The sequence below is a fragment of the Mesorhizobium sp. A556 genome (assembly GCF_054489545.1).
Genome location: NZ_JBTMXA010000007.1, coordinates 53,929 through 69,044, shown reverse-complemented (window position 1 = coordinate 69,044; position 15,116 = coordinate 53,929). Strand labels below are relative to the sequence as shown.

19 protein-coding genes are annotated in these 15,116 nt (G+C 62.3%); 9 read left to right on the top strand and 10 right to left on the bottom strand.

Annotated elements, in window-relative coordinates; genetic code table 11:
• Positions 1–39: 39 nt before the first annotated feature.
• The 3 genes from ACX3P0_RS15355 (at position 40) to ACX3P0_RS15345 (ending at position 1,836) form a co-directional block, all read left to right on the top strand.
• Complete coding sequence (locus ACX3P0_RS15355) at positions 40–600, top strand: hypothetical protein (RefSeq protein WP_459089766.1); 561 nt, start codon at positions 40–42, stop codon at positions 598–600.
• Positions 601–700: 100 nt separating this feature from the next.
• Entirely contained in the window at positions 701–1,138 is a 438-nt protein-coding gene (gene arfB, locus ACX3P0_RS15350) for an alternative ribosome rescue aminoacyl-tRNA hydrolase ArfB (protein ID WP_459077842.1), read from the top strand.
• Positions 1,139–1,206: 68 nt separating this feature from the next.
• Positions 1,207–1,836, top strand: a complete 630-nt coding sequence (locus ACX3P0_RS15345) for an alpha-ketoglutarate-dependent dioxygenase AlkB family protein (RefSeq protein WP_459089764.1) — start codon at positions 1,207–1,209, stop codon at positions 1,834–1,836.
• Here ACX3P0_RS15345 and ACX3P0_RS15340 read toward each other — a convergent pair.
• The 9 genes from ACX3P0_RS15340 to hisB are packed head-to-tail and all read right to left on the bottom strand — an operon-like array spanning position 1,787 to position 7,674.
• Positions 1,787–2,656 carry a glycosyltransferase family 87 protein gene (locus ACX3P0_RS15340; RefSeq protein WP_459089983.1) on the bottom strand — a complete coding sequence of 290 codons (870 nt, stop codon included), beginning with the start codon at positions 2,654–2,656 and terminating at the stop codon, positions 1,787–1,789. The two genes, ACX3P0_RS15345 and ACX3P0_RS15340, sit on opposite strands and share 50 nt — an antisense overlap.
• A complete protein-coding gene (locus ACX3P0_RS15335; protein WP_459089762.1) occupies positions 2,653–3,066 on the bottom strand; it encodes a hypothetical protein in 414 nt (137 codons plus the stop codon). The genes ACX3P0_RS15340 and ACX3P0_RS15335 overlap by 4 nt, the downstream gene beginning before the upstream one ends.
• Before the next feature lie 10 nt (positions 3,067–3,076).
• Complete coding sequence (gene coaA / locus ACX3P0_RS15330) at positions 3,077–4,036, bottom strand: type I pantothenate kinase (RefSeq protein ID WP_459089760.1); 960 nt, start codon at positions 4,034–4,036, stop codon at positions 3,077–3,079.
• Between the two features lie 24 nt (positions 4,037–4,060).
• Positions 4,061–4,387 (bottom strand): phosphoribosyl-ATP diphosphatase, encoded by a 327-nt coding sequence (locus ACX3P0_RS15325; RefSeq protein ID WP_459089758.1) that lies wholly within the window; start codon positions 4,385–4,387, stop codon positions 4,061–4,063.
• Between the two features lie 8 nt (positions 4,388–4,395).
• Positions 4,396–5,190 carry an imidazole glycerol phosphate synthase subunit HisF gene (hisF, locus tag ACX3P0_RS15320; RefSeq protein ID WP_459089756.1) on the bottom strand — a complete coding sequence of 265 codons (795 nt, stop codon included), beginning with the start codon at positions 5,188–5,190 and terminating at the stop codon, positions 4,396–4,398.
• Complete coding sequence (gene hisA, locus ACX3P0_RS15315; protein ID WP_459089754.1) at positions 5,187–5,951, bottom strand: 1-(5-phosphoribosyl)-5-[(5-phosphoribosylamino)methylideneamino]imidazole-4-carboxamide isomerase; 765 nt, start codon at positions 5,949–5,951, stop codon at positions 5,187–5,189. Before hisA ends, hisF begins: the two co-directional genes overlap by 4 nt.
• Entirely contained in the window at positions 5,948–6,598 is a 651-nt protein-coding gene (hisH, locus tag ACX3P0_RS15310) for an imidazole glycerol phosphate synthase subunit HisH (protein WP_459089752.1), read from the bottom strand. The genes hisA and hisH overlap by 4 nt, the downstream gene beginning before the upstream one ends.
• Positions 6,599–7,072: a DUF2628 domain-containing protein gene (locus tag ACX3P0_RS15305; protein ID WP_459089750.1), complete on the bottom strand. Its 474-nt coding sequence runs from the start codon at positions 7,070–7,072 to the stop codon at positions 6,599–6,601. It lies immediately after the preceding gene.
• A 2-nt stretch (positions 7,073–7,074) separates the two neighbouring features.
• Positions 7,075–7,674 (bottom strand): imidazoleglycerol-phosphate dehydratase HisB, encoded by a 600-nt coding sequence (gene hisB / locus ACX3P0_RS15300; RefSeq protein WP_459089748.1) that lies wholly within the window; start codon positions 7,672–7,674, stop codon positions 7,075–7,077.
• Between the two features lie 193 nt (positions 7,675–7,867).
• On the opposite strand from hisB, the gene hslV reads away from it, so the two are divergent.
• From hslV to ACX3P0_RS15270, 6 genes are all read left to right on the top strand, one after another.
• Positions 7,868–8,419: an ATP-dependent protease subunit HslV gene (gene hslV / locus ACX3P0_RS15295; RefSeq protein WP_459077852.1), complete on the top strand. Its 552-nt coding sequence runs from the start codon at positions 7,868–7,870 to the stop codon at positions 8,417–8,419.
• A 7-nt stretch (positions 8,420–8,426) separates the two neighbouring features.
• Entirely contained in the window at positions 8,427–8,942 is a 516-nt protein-coding gene (locus ACX3P0_RS15290; protein WP_459089746.1) for a GNAT family N-acetyltransferase, read from the top strand.
• A complete protein-coding gene (locus ACX3P0_RS15285) occupies positions 8,939–9,541 on the top strand; it encodes a DUF2585 domain-containing protein (RefSeq protein ID WP_459089744.1) in 603 nt (200 codons plus the stop codon). Before ACX3P0_RS15290 ends, ACX3P0_RS15285 begins: the two co-directional genes overlap by 4 nt.
• Position 9,542: 1 nt before the next feature.
• A complete protein-coding gene (locus ACX3P0_RS15280) occupies positions 9,543–10,595 on the top strand; it encodes a hypothetical protein (RefSeq protein WP_459089742.1) in 1,053 nt (350 codons plus the stop codon).
• Between the two features lie 24 nt (positions 10,596–10,619).
• A complete protein-coding gene (hslU, locus tag ACX3P0_RS15275; RefSeq protein WP_459077856.1) occupies positions 10,620–11,933 on the top strand; it encodes an ATP-dependent protease ATPase subunit HslU in 1,314 nt (437 codons plus the stop codon).
• Positions 11,934–12,216: 283 nt separating this feature from the next.
• Positions 12,217–13,176: a DUF1402 family protein gene (locus ACX3P0_RS15270; RefSeq protein WP_459089740.1), complete on the top strand. Its 960-nt coding sequence runs from the start codon at positions 12,217–12,219 to the stop codon at positions 13,174–13,176.
• Between the two features lie 4 nt (positions 13,177–13,180).
• Here the strand turns inward: ACX3P0_RS15270 and ACX3P0_RS15265 are convergent, their stop codons facing one another.
• Complete coding sequence (locus ACX3P0_RS15265) at positions 13,181–14,983, bottom strand: IlvD/Edd family dehydratase (protein ID WP_459089738.1); 1,803 nt, start codon at positions 14,981–14,983, stop codon at positions 13,181–13,183.
• Positions 14,984–15,116: the final 133 nt, after the last annotated feature.

Genomic DNA, 15,116 nt, shown 5'->3' with positions numbered 1-15,116 from the left:
GCAAGGGAGTCAGGGCTGTTTTCGACTCCGGAGAAGCCGATGCCTGGAACCGCCAGTTCTTACAGTTTGTCGATCCTCGACACCAAGGTCTTGCAAGGCGACCAGCCGCAACTGGTCGTCCGCTATCAGGGACGGCGCGACCCTGTTGAAATCAGCCAGGCGCTTGCATCGGTCGATATCGACGGGCTTTTGGCCGGCTGCGAAGCAGTCGCGCAGACGATCTTCCATCAGGAATTTCGCCTCAACAACCAGGTTGACCTACACTTCACGCTGGAGGGTGAGAACGGCCTGAAGATCTGGCACACGCAGCCGACGCTCTACATGAAATGCCCGCTCACCATGTCGATGAAGTGGTCATGCCTGCATCTCAGCCAGGCCTACAAGACCATGACGACGCTCGGCATCATCGAATTGCCGCCGGAGACGGCGCTGGTCGGGAATGCGGTCGGCGTCAACGAGACCGCGCGGGTCGTCATGGATTCGATGGCCAGCGGCGTGGAGTTCATGGGCAATTTGATGCTCATGCGCAATACGATCGACCATGAGGCCGAAGCCAATCGCGGCCGCGAAGCGGACATCGCCTCGACCAAGATCGCCTGACGCATATCTCCCGAAAGTTGGAACCACTGTTCGGGGATCGTCAAGGCCGGCGGAAAACGCTAAGGGCTTGGCCCACACAGTCCAGCATGTGGCGTCAGATATGAGTGCCGACGAAGACATCGTCATTGCCGAAGGGGCGGTCATCCGCCCGGATGATTTGCACGAGGATTTCATCCGCTCGTCGGGGCCTGGCGGCCAGAACGTCAACAAGGTCGCGACGGCGGTGCAATTGCGTTTCGACGCGGCGCATGCGCAGGGCCTGTCGGAGCGCGTGCGCGAACGCACCATAAAACTTGCCGGGCAGCGCGCCACCAAGGACGGCGTCATCGTCATCGAGGCCGGACGCTTCCGCACGCAGGAACAGAACCGTGCCGACGCCCGCGCCCGGCTTACGGAACTCGTCGCCAAGGCTGCCGAACCGCCGCCGCCGCCGCGCAAGAAGACACGGCCGACGAAAGGGTCGGTCGAGCGGCGGTTGAAGAGCAAGGCCGGGCGTTCCACCGTGAAAAAGCTGCGTGGCCGCGTCGGCGAGGACTGACGGTTTCGGGTGGCGAATTTTGCCGGCGGCTGCCATCGTGCCGCGCCACGCGGTTCAGGATGGGGATCATGCTTTTATTGCCGGCGGGCGTCCGCCACATGCCGGGCTATCTGGCGCTCGACGCACAGCGGCAGTTGCTGGAGGCGACCCGCGACGTGGTCCGCCAAGCGCCGCTTTACACGCCCGCCATGCCCCGGACCGGCAAGGAAATGAGCGTGCGCATGACCAATTGCGGCGCTCTCGGCTGGGTGACGGACAAGGAGCGCGGCTACCGCTACCAGCCGACCCATCCGGTTACCGGCGAGGCGTGGCCGCCGATCCCGGAAGCGCTGATGCGACTGTGGCGCGATGTGGCGGCCTATCCGCATCCGCCGCAGGCCTGCCTTGTCAATTTCTACGGCGGCGAGGCGAAAATGGGCCTGCATCAGGATCGCGACGAGACCGAATTCGCAGCGCCCGTCGTTTCGATCTCGCTGGGCGACGATTGCCTGTTTCGGGTCGGCCAGACAATGCGCGGTGGCAAGACGGTAGCCTTCAGGCTGCAGAGCGGCGATGTCGTGATACTGGGCGGTGAAAGCCGGCTGGTTTTCCACGGCGTCGACAAGATTTATCCGCAGACATCACCGCTGCTGAAGAACGGTGGTCGCATCAATTTGACGCTGCGGCGGGTGACAGAGCCGGCTGGTCAGCTTCTCTAATCGTGAAAAATACGATGAGAAGAAGCAAGGGCATGATGGGAAAGCCGCTCTCGGCAAGCGGCAACGGCAAATTCGGCGCGAACCAGCTTATGAAGGCCGCGCCGGCTGCAAGATAGAAACGGCCCCCGGATTGCGCTCGCCCGGCGCGAAGGATCAAGAGCCCGCCAGCCAATAGCAGCGACAGGTCGTAAACGTGCATGTAGGGGGTGATAAGGCAGGTCCCGACCAGCACCAGGGCGCTTTGAACCTGGTGGTCCGTCGTCCGCGAAAGGCGCCATGCAAGGGTGACGAGCACAAATAACGCAAACACTCCATGCACCGCCAATGCGCTGTCGCCGGACATGCCGAGCAAGCGAAGCGACATGAACAGGGAGGGGATCATGGCCATGAAGAGGCCCCTGCCGTGCCGCTCCAGTTTCGAAAGCTCCGGCATCGTCAGATGGAGGTAGTCGGACCATGCCTGCGTGCCGAAAACGAGGACGGATAAGATCAGGACGAAGCAGGCGACTGCCGCCGTGATGAGGATGAGCATCCACCGCCGCTGGAAGCCCCAGATGAGGGGCAGGAGAAAGCCCGTCTGCGGCTTGATGGTCAGCAGGACCGCGCCGACGATCGAATACGGATCGGTCCGGGAGCGTGGAGCGAGCGCCAGTAGCATCAACCCGGTAAAGAAATTGCCCGTCTGGCCGTAGTAAATGCAGGAAAGAGCCGCCGGGGAACAAACGAGAACGAACACTTCTCGCCAGCCAAAACCGAACCGCCGCGCGCACACTGCCAGGAAGCCAACGCCGAAGACGCTCCAGGCCACAAAACCGGTCAGATAGCCGACAAGGCCGAACGGCCAGGTGAGAAGAAGCGAGTGTGGAGGATAGGCCCAAGGCGAGCGCCAATATCGGCGTGAACGAAACCCTGCTGAAACGCCTTGAAGGCTGCCGGATCGTAGATGGTCCCGACGGCTCCTGCCACGAGCAGCTTGCCGGCAGTCCAGAGATTGATGAAATCGCCCCCTAACGGCGAGACGGGGTCGATCTGCAGCCCGTTGCGGTTCGCCAACTCTCTTGCGAAGCCGGCGACAAAGAAAATCAGATTAGCTGCTGTCAGGATGACCAGTACCAGCAGGAAACGATGTTCATCGGCCGGCTTGCCGACAGGCTCGTGCCCTTCATGGCGCTCGCTTCTTGTCATGGCTTTCCAGCGTTTTAAGAAACTGAACGGCGTCTCGCGCGGCAAGTTTGTCCTCTCACAGCTTCCTGAGCGCCACTTCTTCGATCAGATGATCGGCGCCCTTGCGCAAGATGAGGTCGGCGCGGGCGCGCGTCGGCAAAATGTTCTCGCGCAAATTCTTCAGGTTGATGTTGGACCACAAGCCCTCGGCAATGGCCTGGGCGGCCCCTTGCGAAAGCTGGGAATAGCGGTGGAAGAAGGAGTCCGGGTTGCGGAAGGCGGTTTCGCGCAACCGCATGAACCGCGCAATGTACCAGTCGTGGATGCGGTCTTCGTCAGCGTCGATATAGATGGAGAAGTCGAAGAAGTCCGACAGGAACGGCACGATCTTGCCGTCGCGGGGCAGCTTGCCCGGTTGCAGTACGTTGATGCCTTCGAAGATCAGGATGTCCGGCCGATCGATGGTCGCAAACGCGCCGGGCATGACATCGTAGGTCAGGTGCGAATAGAGCGGCGCCTGGATGGCGCGCTGGCCGGATTTGATGCCCGACAGGAACCGAAGCAGCGCCCCGACATCGTAGCTGTCGGGAAAGCCCTTGCGCTCCATCAGGTTTTCGCGGCGCAGGATTTCATTGGGCAAAAGAAAGCCGTCGGTGGTGACGAGATCGACCTTGGGGCTGGATGGCCAGCGCGCCAGCAGTTCCTTCAGCACGCGTGCGGTGGTCGATTTTCCGACGGCGACGGAACCGGCAATGCCGATGATGAACGGCGTCTTGGCGACATCGCCGACATTGAAGAAATCGCGGCGCTGGCGAAACAAGAGCTGGCTTGCCTCGACATGCGCCGACAACAAGCGCGACATCGACAGGTAGATGCGCTTGACCTCTTCCAGGTCGACAGGGTCGTTCAGCGACCGCAGCCGGCGGATTTCTTCCTCGGTCAGCGTCAGCGGCGTATCGGCGCGGAATTTTGCCCATTCCTCGGCGGAAAAGAAAAGATAGGGCGAATATTTCTCGGTAGGAGCGAGCTGGTCCATCGCGTCTCCTGCCCCCCTTTGCACTCAGTCCGGCTTTTGCCGGGAAGCCTTCTCGGCAATACCCGAGCGGCTGGTACGCTGCCCCAGTTCGTCAAGCACCGCATTCAGCGGCACGCCGGCGATGCCCAGCACGACCATCCAATGATAGAGCAGGTCGGCGCTCTCGGAAACGAGGCCGTCCTTGTCGCCCTTGACGGCCGCGATCACCGTCTCGACCGCCTCTTCGCCAAGCTTTTGCGCCGCCTTGTCGATGCCGCGCGCATAAAGCTTCGCCGTCCACGATTCCGGATCGCCGGAATGGGCGCGCTCGTAAATGATTTTCTCAAGATCGGAAAGCGAAAAATCGACCATGCCGCCGTTTAAGGCCGAACCGCGGCGCTGTCGAGTCGCATGGGCAGGCCGGCCTTGGCCATATGCTGCTTCGCCTGGGCGATCGAATAGGTGCCGAAATGGAAGATCGAAGCGGCCAGCACCGCCGTCGCATGGCCGTCGCGAATGCCTTCCACCATGTGATCGAGGTTGCCGACACCGCCCGACGCGATGACCGGCACGCGCACGGCATCCGCCACGGCACGCGTAAGGGCAATGTCGTAGCCGGCCTTGGTGCCGTCGCGGTCCATCGAGGTCAGCAGGATTTCGCCCGCGCCCAGGCCGACCATCTTTTGCGCGAATTCGACCGCATCGATGCCGGTTTTTTCACGGCCGCCATGGGTGAAAATTTCCCAGCGGTCGGTCTCGCCTTCTCCCGAAATCTTCTTGGCGTCGATGGCGACGACGATGCACTGATTACCGAATTTCTGCGCCGCCTCGGCGACGAAATCAGGATTTTTCACCGCTGCCGTATTGATCGACACCTTGTCGGCGCCGGCCAGCAAAAGCTTGCGGATATCCGCCACCTCGCGCACGCCCCCCCCGACCGTCAGCGGCATGAAGCATTGCTCGGCGGTGCGGGCAACGATGTCGAAAATGGTTTCGCGTCTTTCCGATGTCGCGGTGATGTCGAGAAAGCAAAGCTCGTCCGCGCCCGCCGCATCATAGGCTTTCGCGATCTCGACGGGATCGCCGGCGTCGATGAGATCGACGAAGTTGACGCCTTTGACGACGCGGCCGTCCTTTACGTCGAGGCAGGGGATAACACGGAATTTAAGCGTCATGACCGCTCCTCGAACAGGGCTGCCGGCGGGTTGGTCTCGCCGCGCAGGATCGAAAGCGCCTCGGCGGGATCGATACGGCCGTCATAGAGCGCGCGGCCCGAGATCGCGCCTTCGAGCTTTTGCGCGTCGGGCATGGTCATGCGCACGATGTCGGCTATGGAGGCAAGCCCGCCCGATGCGATGACCGGAATGGACACCGCATTGGCTAGGTCGATGGTGGAATCCCAGTTGATGCCGGCGAGCACGCCGTCGCGGTCGATGTCGGTGTAGATGATGGCGGCAACGCCGGCACCCTCGAATTGTTGCGCCAGTTCGATGACGCCCAGCGACGACGCTTCCGCCCAGCCCTCGACCGCCACCTTGCCGCCCTTGGCGTCGATGCCGACGGCGATCTTTCCCGGAAAGGCCTTGCAGGCCTGCTTCACCAGTTCGGGATCGCGCACGGCGATGGTGCCGAGGATGACGCGGGCAAGGCCGCGCGCCAGCCAGCTTTCGATATGGGCCAGCGTGCGGATGCCCCCGCCAAGCTGCACCGGGTTCTTCGTCGCCTTGAGGATGGCGTCCACGGCCTCGCCATTGACACTGCGTCCCTGAAACGCGCCATTGAGATCGACGACATGCAGCCACGAAAAACCCTGATCCTCAAAGGCTTTCGCCTGTGCAGCCGGGTCGTCATTGTAGACAGTAGCGGTCGCCATGTCGCCGAGCTTGAGGCGAACGCACTGGCCGTCCTTGAGGTCGATGGCAGGGAAAAGAATCATGGCTTCCACGCGAGAAAATTGGCGATCAGCGCCTGGCCAAGTGCCTGGCTTTTTTCGGGATGGAACTGCGTGCCGACAAGGTTATCCCGCACGACCGCCGCAGTCACCGGCCCGCCATAATCGGCGACGGCCAGCACTTGATCCGGCTTCTGCGCGTCGAGATGGTAAGAGTGGACGAAATAGGCGTGCAGCCCGTCCGGTCCGGTCGGAATGCCAGTAAAAACCGGGTGGTCACGCTTCAGTTGAACCGTGTTCCAGCCGATCTGCGGGATCTTTAGGGCAGGATCGGCGGGCGCGATTTCCTTCACATCGCCGGCAATCCAGCCGAAGCCGTTGGTGACCGTATTTTCCAGCCCGCGCTCAGACATCAACTGCATGCCGACGCAGATGCCCAGGAAGGGTTTTCCGCGCCCAATCGCGGCCTCCTCGACCGCTTCCCACATGCCCTCGATCGCGTGCAGGCCGGCGGCGCAGTCGGCGTAGGCGCCGACGCCAGGCAGCACGATGCGGTCGGCGGAGCGTACCCGCTCGGCATCGGCGGTCAGTTCAATCTGAGCGGAAATGCCGGCTTCGCGCGCGGCACGCTCGAAAGCCTTGGTCACTGAGCGCAGATTGCCCGAGCCGTAGTCGATGATGGCGACGCGCATTCAGTGTCTTCCGGAGAAAGGGACCAGCCCGAGCGAAGCTTGCTGCGCGGGCCGGGCAAAGGTCGGATCGGGCACGATGGATGGCTCCGGGGCGTGCTCGCGAAGCGTCGTGCCCTTGTCGAGCGCATAGCGCGCATCGGCGTCGTCAAGATTGTCCGCCACGACGACGCCCCATTGCTTCCAGCCGCGCCGGATCAGTGCGGAAATTCGCAGCGCCTGTCCTTCAAGCCCGATAAAGAGCATGACAAGAAAACTCAGAAGCGAGCCCGCCAGCATAAAGCCGGACGCTTCGCCCAATGCGGACAGGAAACCGAGGGCGACAAAGGCGAGAACCGCTTCGATCCACAGCCGATGCCAGAGCAGCCACAGCGGCGGCACGAGAAACGCCACCCACGAAAACCCGTCGCGAACGAAAACCGTCGCGGCGGCATCAGGGGCACGGCCCGGCGGCTCCATTACGACATAGATGGCCATGCCTATCCCTTCAGCGAACCCTTGGTGGAAGGGACAGCTTGCGGCTGGCGCGGATCGGTTTCAAGGGCCGCGCGCAACGCTCGCGCCACCGCCTTGAAGCAGGTTTCGGCGATATGGTGGTTGTTGGCGCCGTAATGGTTGGTGACATGCAGCGTGACGCCGGCGTTCTGCGCCAGCGCCTGGAAGAATTCGCGCACCAGTTCGGTATCGAACGAGCCGATCTTGGGCGCCGAGAAAGAAACGTCCCAGACCAGGAACGGCCGTCCCGACACGTCGATGGCCGCCCGCGTGAGCGTCTCGTCCATGGCGAGGTCGATGGAGGCATAGCGCATGATGCCGCGCCGTTCGCCGAGCGCCTTCGACAGGGCCTGGCCAATGACGATGCCGGTGTCCTCGACTGTGTGGTGGTCGTCGATATGCAGGTCGCCCTTGGCCCGAACCGTCATGTCGATCAGCGAATGGCGCGAAAGCTGGTCGAGCATATGGTCGAAGAAGCCGACACCGGTTTCGATATCGGCCTTGCCGGTGCCGTCGACATGGAGCGAAACCGAAATATCGGTTTCCTTGGTCTTGCGGCTCACTTCGGCGGATCGGGCGGTCATGGCCTCATCCCTGTGCTGGAAATTCCAAGCTTGAAAACGAGAGCCTTCTAGCAGCACGATCATGCGATTGCCAGTTGCCAAAGCGCGAACAAGCCGGTTTGCAATCGCCCTTCGCTTGCATACATATGGCCGATCAAATCACTCGTAACGCGCTGGTCGCCTTATCGGGACCGCGCGGCATCGGAGCCAAAATATGTCGAATGAACTGAGCATGCACGCCACCACCATCATCACCGTGCGCAAGGGCGGCAAGGTGGTCATCGCCGGCGACGGCCAGGTCAGCCTCGGCCAGACCATCATGAAGGGCAACGCCAAGAAGGTGCGCCGCATCGGCAAGGACGGCAAGGTCATTGCCGGGTTCGCGGGCGCTACCGCCGACGCCTTTACGCTTCTGGAGCGGCTGGAGGCCAAGCTCGAGCAATATCCAGACCAGTTGACCCGCGCCTGCGTCGAACTGGCCAAGGACTGGCGCACCGACCGCTATCTGCGCCGGCTGGAAGCGATGATGCTGGTGGCCGACAAATCCGTCTCGCTCGCGCTGACCGGCAATGGCGACGTGCTGGAGCCGGAAGACGGCGTCATGGCCATCGGTTCGGGCGGCAATTACGCGCTGGCCGCCGCCCGCGCCCTGATCGACAGCGACAAGGACGCGGAAGAAATCGCTCGCAGGGCGATGAAGATCGCTTCCGAGATTTGCGTCTACACCAACAACAATTTCGTCGTCGAAGTCATTGATGCCGAATAAGGCTGGGATGCCGAGTAAGACTGCGCCGGTCTACGACTTCCGCGCGGTGACGGAGGCCGATCTGCCGATAATCGCCGGCTGGCTGGCCCTGCCGCATATGGCAAAATGGTGGGGCGACCCGGCAGCGGAAATCGCTTCCATCCGCGAGCATATCGACAGCGACGAGGTCGAGCCGCTCATCGTCGAACTGGACGGCCGCGCCATCGCCTATCTGCAAAGCTACGATCCGCATCTGGAAGACGGGCATCCCTATGCGGACCAGCCTTTCGGCACGCTCGGCATCGACATTTCCATAGGCGTGCCGGAATTGGTCGGTATCGGCCATGGCTCGGCCATCGTCGCGCAGTTCACCGAAATGCTTTTCGAGGAAGGTGTGCTGCGCGTCGTCATCGACCCTCACCCGGATAATGGCAGGGCGATAAGGGCTTACGAAAAGGCGGGGTTTCGGCCGCTCGGCGAACGAACGTCGGAATATGGGCGGGCGCTGCTGATGGCCATCGATGCGGATGAGGGCGAACAATGACCGAAGCAGCCAACAAGGGCGGCCTGACCGCCACCCAGATGTCGTGGCGGGCAGGGCTCGCCATCGCCGCCGGCCTGATTGCCATCCAGATCGTCGCGCTTGCCATGCAGGGCCATCCGGCGATCTGCACCTGCGGTTACGTCAAATTCTGGCACGGCGTCGTCAACAGTTCGGAGAATTCCCAGCACATTACCGACTGGTACACCTTCTCGCACATCATCCACGGCTTCCTGTTCTATGGGGCGGCGTGGCTGTTGTTCCCGAAATCGTCGATATGGTTTTGGCTGGTGCTGGCCATGACCGTGGAAGGCGCGTGGGAGATCGTCGAAAACAGCCCCTTCATCATCAACCGCTATCGCGAAGGCACCATTTCGCTCGACTATTACGGCGATTCCATCCTCAACTCGGTGTCCGACACGCTGGCGATGGTGCTGGGATTTGTGATGGCGCGGCGGCTTCCTATATTGGTGGTCGTGGCGCTCGCCGTCCTTTTCGAACTCGCCGTCGGCTATATCATCCGGGACAATCTGACACTCAACGTGATCATGCTGCTGCATCCGTTCGAGTCCATCAAGCAGTGGCAATCGGGATTGATGTGACATGACCGGCGACAAGGTCCAATCGATGATATCGGCGATCAGCGCGGACACGCTGTCGGCGGCGGTCGAGGGCGACCTGCTGACGGGCGAGCAGGCGCAGACGCTTCGCGATCTCGAATGCAGCCGGTCGGCCTCCGCGACGCGCGACGACGAGCAGTTCCGCTTCATCAACGGGTTCAGCGACATTTTCGTTGCCATTGGGCTTGGCCTGTTCCTCGGCGCGGCCGCCTATTTCGGCTATCGACTTGCCGGACAGGGCGGTATGCTGATCGTGGCTGTCGCAAGCTGGCTGCTGGCTGAATATTTTACGCGCCGGCGGCGCATGGCGCTGCCGAGCATCGCCTTGCTGCTGGCTTTTTCGGCGTCGACATTCGTCACCGTGGCGGCATGGATCGACGCCCTCACGGCAAATACCAGCAGCAATGATCCGGCCTCATTGGTGGGGGCGGCGCTCGTGACGGTTGCGGCCGCGTTTGTTCACTACCGGCGCTTCCACGTGCCGATCACGGTCGCGGCAGCGGCCGGCGCGGTTGTCGTGGCGGTCGCGGGGACCTTGCGGACCACGTCTCCCGAGGCTTTCAGCGCGTATCTGACGCCATCATTGCTGGTCTGTGGCCTTCTGGTGTTCGCGATCGCCATGCGGTTCGACCTCAGCGATCCGAAGCGGCAAACCCGACGCACCGATATCGCCTTCTGGCTGCATATGCTGGCTGCACCTTTGATCGTGCACCCACTGGTGAGCGGCTTCACTATCCGCCCCGGCGGGGCGGATGCCGCCTCCGCGTGGGGCATCCTCGGCATCTTTGTCGTGCTGGCGCTGGTGGCTATCCTGGTCGACCGACGCGCGATCCTGGTGTCGGGCCTGTCTTATGCCGGCATAGCGTTCGGCACGCTGGTCGGCGGCTCCGGCCTTATCGACAGCGTGGTGCCGCTCACCATGCTGGTGCTGGGCGCGCTCGTGCTGCTGCTCAGCGCCGGCTGGCGCGCGCTGCGCGGGTTCTTTCTGGGCTTGTTGCCCGCCGGCTTTTCCCGCTGGCTTCCCTCCCACGGATAACAATTGAAAGCAGAGTAGCGAGTCATGAGCACATTTTCCCCCCGTGAAATCGTTTCGGAACTCGACCGTTTCATCATCGGCCAGAAGGACGCCAAGCGCGCCGTCGCCATCGCCTTGCGCAACCGCTGGCGCCGCCAGCAGTTGGAAGGCCAGATGCGCGAAGAGGTGATGCCGAAGAACATCCTGATGATCGGACCGACCGGCGTCGGCAAGACCGAGATTTCTCGCCGCCTGGCCAAGCTGGCGGGTGCGCCCTTCGTCAAGGTCGAGGCAACCAAGTTCACCGAGGTCGGCTATGTCGGCCGCGACGTCGAGCAGATCATCCGCGACCTGGTCGAGATCGCCATCGGCCTCGTGCGCGAAAAGATGCGCGAGGACGTCAAGGCGCGCGCCCACATCAACGCCGAGGAACGCGTGCTGGAGGCGCTGGTCGGCAAGACGGCCAGCCCCGCTACCCGCGACAGTTTCCGCAAGAAGCTGCGCGACGGCGAAATGGACGACAGGGAAATCGAGGTCGAGGTGGCCGATACCGGCACCGGCGGCATGCCCGGTTTCGAGATTCCCGGCATGCCGGGCGCGAATATCGGCGTCATGAACATCAACGACATGCTGTCGAAGGCCATGGGCGGCAAGCGCACCAAGATGCGCAAGACCACGGTCAAGGATTCCTACGGGCTGTTGATCGAAGACGAGTCCGACAAGCTGCTCGACCAGGACGAGGTGGTGCGCCGGGCGCTGGAAGCGACGCAGGAAGACGGCATCGTCTTCCTCGACGAGATCGACAAGATCGCCAACCGCGAAGGCGGCATGGGCGCTGGCGTTTCGCGCGAGGGCGTGCAGCGTGACCTCTTACCGCTGGTCGAGGGCACCACGGTGGCGACCAAATACGGGCCGGTAAAGACCGATCACATCCTGTTCATCGCCTCGGGCGCGTTCCATGTCGCCAAGCCGTCCGACCTGTTGCCGGAATTGCAGGGCCGCTTGCCGATCCGCGTGGAGCTTCGTGCGCTGGAGAAGGACGATTTCGTACGCATCCTCACCGAAACCGAGGCCGCTCTGATCAAGCAGTATATCGCGCTGATGAAGACCGAAGGCGTCGATCTGATCTTTACCGACGACGCCATCGATTCGCTGGCCGGCATTGCCGTCGATCTCAACGCCACCGTCGAGAACATCGGCGCGCGGCGGCTGCAGACGGTGATGGAACGGGTGCTGGACGAGATTTCCTACGATGCGCCCGACCGCAACGGCACGGCGGTCACCATCGACGCCGCCTATGTGCAGAAGCATGTCGGCGACCTGTCGCGCAACACGGATTTGTCGCGGTTTATCCTGTAGGGCCTTGGTTGGGTCTTGCGAGCGGAAATCTCGCTAACCCCTCCCCACAAGGGGAAGGGGACTTCCGGACAACTCGAGCGAAACCCTGGCGCTGTTGAAGAAGCCGCAGCCTGATTTCCCTCCCCCTTGCGGGGTGGGGGTATCCTCCAGCACAACCGCGGGTACGCCCGACTGTGGCCAAATGGAAGCATATGCCCGCCTTTAGGCGCTCGCAACGATAGAAGGCTCGACTTGGTTCGGCGCTTTTTCTAGGTTGCGTGGCAACATTTGCAGACGGCGGCGCATGAAGAAGCTGATCTTTGTCATCCTTGCCCTGGTCCTGGCGGCCGGAGCCTTGCCGGCTGCGGCGGCAACGCGTGTCCCGCCCGGCAATCGCCATGTGGAGCAGCCCTCGATCCCCGGCGCTTCCAGCCGGCGCACCCAGGCCACCAACACCACCTTTCAGGCGAAGTACCGCAAGGTTTATGCGCTGCTGCAAAACGACGCCAAGCTTCGCGACAAGATCAGGCAGGCGGCTAGCGCCTACGGCATCGACCCGATCCATATCGTCGGCGCCATCGTGGGCGAGCATACCTATAATGTCGATGCCTATGACCGCTTGCAGACCTACTACGTCAAGGCGATCTCCTATTTGGCAAGCAAGCTGACCTTCGCCCATGACGGCGAAGACATCTCGGCTTTTCTGCAACGGCCGGAATTTGCCAAATGCGCGAGCCAGTCCGGCAGCTACGATTTGTGGGAATGCCGCGAGCAGGTCTGGAACCGTTCCTTTCGCGGCAAGACGGTCGGCGGCACGAGCTTTCCCGACAACCGCTTCGGCGCCACCTTCTTCCAGCCCTATTACGCCGGCCAGACCTTCGGGCTCGGCCAGCTCAACCCGCTGACCGCCTTGCAGATGAGCGACCTTGTCCACAAGGTCTCCGGGCTGCCGAAGCTCGACGTGAGCGACCCGAATACCGTTTACAAGACGATCATGGATCCGGACCTGACGCTCGCTTATGTCGCCGCGACGCTGAAGAAGTCTATCGACGCCTACAGGAACATTGCCGGCTTCGATATTTCCGGCAATCCGGGGATCACCGCGACACTCTACAATGTCGGCAATCCCGAACAGCGCGCCTATGCGCTGAAGGCGGAAAACGACAGGCGCCGCGCCGCGGGCGAGCCTGAAAAGCTGCCCGAGGAAAATTATTACGGCTGGCTGGTCAACGACAAGCTGCCGGAATTGCGCGCGCTTTTTTGAAGCGTCAGTGGTTGTCGCGCGGCACGCCTGACTTGTGCGCGACATCCTGGTATTTGACTGCCGGCTTCAGCACCATCCCGCCATCGAACTGGTCGACCATGCTGCGTTGGATTTCCTGCCATGGCGTCTGGTGCGCCGGGTAGGCGTAGCCGCCATTGTTTTGCAGTTCGGCGCGGCGGCGCGTCATCTCGTCGTCGGTGACGAGGATGTCGGCGGTGCCTTTGCGCAGATCGACACGCACGCGGTCGCCGGCTTTCAAGAGTGCCAGCCCGCCGCCGACCGCCGCTTCTGGCGAGGCATTGAGGATCGATGGCGTTCCCGACGTGCCCGACTGGCGGCCGTCGCCGATGCAGGGCAGCGAATGGATGCCGCGCTTGATGAGATAGGCCGGCGGCTGCATGTTGACCACTTCCGCGCCGCCTGGATAACCGACCGGGCCAGCGCCGCGCATGAACAGGATCGTGAATTCGTCGATACCCTCGGCCGGATTGTCGATGCGGGCGTGGTAGTCTTCCGGCCCGTCGAACACGACCGCCTTGCCCTCGAAGGCTTCCGGGTCACGCGGATTGGACAGATAGCGGTCGCGGAATTCCTTCGAAATCACGCTGGTCTTCATGATGGCGCTATCGAACAGGTTGCCCTTCAGATTGATGAAGCCGGCGTCTTTTTTCAGCGGCGCGGCGACCGTGAAAATGACTTTCAGATCGAGGTTTTCGACCGCTGCGCAGTTTTCGCTCATGGTCTTGCCGTTGGCGGTAATCGCTTGCGGATGCGGCAGCAGGCCGCCCCGGATCAGCTCGGCGATGACCGCCGGAACGCCGCCCGCATGGTGATAATCTTCGCCCAGATACTCACCGGCTGGCTGCAGATTGACCAGCAGCGGCACATGATGGCCGATCTTCTGCCAGTCGTCATTGTCGAGTTTGACGCCGAGATGGCGGGCGATGGCGTTGAGGTGGATCGGCGCGTTGGTCGAGCCGCCAATGGCCGAATTGACGACGATGGCGTTCTCGAATGCCTCGCGCGTCATGATGTCGGACGGCTTCAAATCTTCATGCACCATTTCGACGATCCGCCGGCCGGTCTCGTAGGAAATCTGGCCGCGTTCGCGGTAGGGTGCGGGAATGGCGGCAGAACCCGGCAACTGCATGCCGAGCGCTTCGGCCAGCGAATTCATGGTGGTGGCGGTGCCCATCGTGTTGCAGTAGCCGACCGAGGGCGCCGAGGAGGCGACGATGTCCATGAATTCGTCATAGCCGATCTCGCCCGCCGAAAGCCGCTGGCGCGATTCCCAGACGATGGTTCCGGAGCCGGTGCGCTTGCCCTTGTGCCAGCCATTCAGCATCGGCCCGACCGAAAGGGCAATGGCCGGAATGTTGACCGTGGCGGCCGCCATCAGCATGGCCGGCGTCGTCTTGTCGCAGCCGACGGTCAGCACAACGCCGTCGAGCGGATAGCCGTAAAGCACTTCGACCAGCGAAAGATAGGCAAGATTGCGGTCCAGCGAGGCGGTTGGGCGCTTGCCCGTCTCCTGGATCGGGTGGCAGGGAAATTCGAATGGAATGCCGCCCATCGACACGATGCCGTCGCGCACCCGCTTGGCCAGTTCCAGATGATGGCGGTTGCACGGCGACAGGTCGGAGCCGGTCTGCGCGATGCCGATCAGCGGCTTGCCCGATTGCAGTTCGGCGCGGGTCAGCCCGTAATTCAGGTATCGTTCGAGATAGAGCGCCGTCATGCCGGGATTGTCGGGATTGTCGAACCACTCCTGCGAGCGGAGTTTTTTCTTGAGGGGTGCGCCGGCCATTCTGGTCTCCGTATTTGTACGACAAATGGATATGCCAACGTGCAGGCAGAGGCAAGGGTGCTCGCCACGGCACGGACGGATAGACAAGCCCTGCACCGACTTCGGTGCGATAGACAAGAATAGAAGGCTGCGT

Excerpts from the sequence above, each read along its gene's own strand:
- ACX3P0_RS15355 (WP_459089766.1), top strand. The coding sequence starts at position 40 with ATGCCTGGAACCGCCAGTTCTTACAGTTTGTCGATCCTCGACACCAAG.
- arfB (WP_459077842.1), top strand. The coding sequence starts at position 701 with ATGAGTGCCGACGAAGACATCGTCATTGCCGAAGGGGCGGTCATCCGC.
- ACX3P0_RS15345 (WP_459089764.1), top strand. The coding sequence starts at position 1,207 with ATGCTTTTATTGCCGGCGGGCGTCCGCCACATGCCGGGCTATCTGGCG.
- coaA (WP_459089760.1), bottom strand. The coding sequence starts at position 4,036 with ATGGACCAGCTCGCTCCTACCGAGAAATATTCGCCCTATCTTTTCTTT.
- ACX3P0_RS15325 (WP_459089758.1), bottom strand. The coding sequence starts at position 4,387 with ATGGTCGATTTTTCGCTTTCCGATCTTGAGAAAATCATTTACGAGCGC.
- hisF (WP_459089756.1), bottom strand. The coding sequence starts at position 5,190 with ATGACGCTTAAATTCCGTGTTATCCCCTGCCTCGACGTAAAGGACGGC.
- hisA (WP_459089754.1), bottom strand. The coding sequence starts at position 5,951 with ATGATTCTTTTCCCTGCCATCGACCTCAAGGACGGCCAGTGCGTTCGC.
- hisH (WP_459089752.1), bottom strand. The coding sequence starts at position 6,598 with ATGCGCGTCGCCATCATCGACTACGGCTCGGGCAATCTGCGCTCAGTG.
- ACX3P0_RS15305 (WP_459089750.1), bottom strand. The coding sequence starts at position 7,072 with ATGGCCATCTATGTCGTAATGGAGCCGCCGGGCCGTGCCCCTGATGCC.
- hisB (WP_459089748.1), bottom strand. The coding sequence starts at position 7,674 with ATGACCGCCCGATCCGCCGAAGTGAGCCGCAAGACCAAGGAAACCGAT.
- hslV (WP_459077852.1), top strand. The coding sequence starts at position 7,868 with ATGTCGAATGAACTGAGCATGCACGCCACCACCATCATCACCGTGCGC.
- ACX3P0_RS15290 (WP_459089746.1), top strand. The coding sequence starts at position 8,427 with ATGCCGAGTAAGACTGCGCCGGTCTACGACTTCCGCGCGGTGACGGAG.
- ACX3P0_RS15285 (WP_459089744.1), top strand. The coding sequence starts at position 8,939 with ATGACCGAAGCAGCCAACAAGGGCGGCCTGACCGCCACCCAGATGTCG.
- ACX3P0_RS15280 (WP_459089742.1), top strand. The coding sequence starts at position 9,543 with ATGACCGGCGACAAGGTCCAATCGATGATATCGGCGATCAGCGCGGAC.
- hslU (WP_459077856.1), top strand. The coding sequence starts at position 10,620 with ATGAGCACATTTTCCCCCCGTGAAATCGTTTCGGAACTCGACCGTTTC.
- ACX3P0_RS15270 (WP_459089740.1), top strand. The coding sequence starts at position 12,217 with ATGAAGAAGCTGATCTTTGTCATCCTTGCCCTGGTCCTGGCGGCCGGA.
- ACX3P0_RS15265 (WP_459089738.1), bottom strand. The coding sequence starts at position 14,983 with ATGGCCGGCGCACCCCTCAAGAAAAAACTCCGCTCGCAGGAGTGGTTC.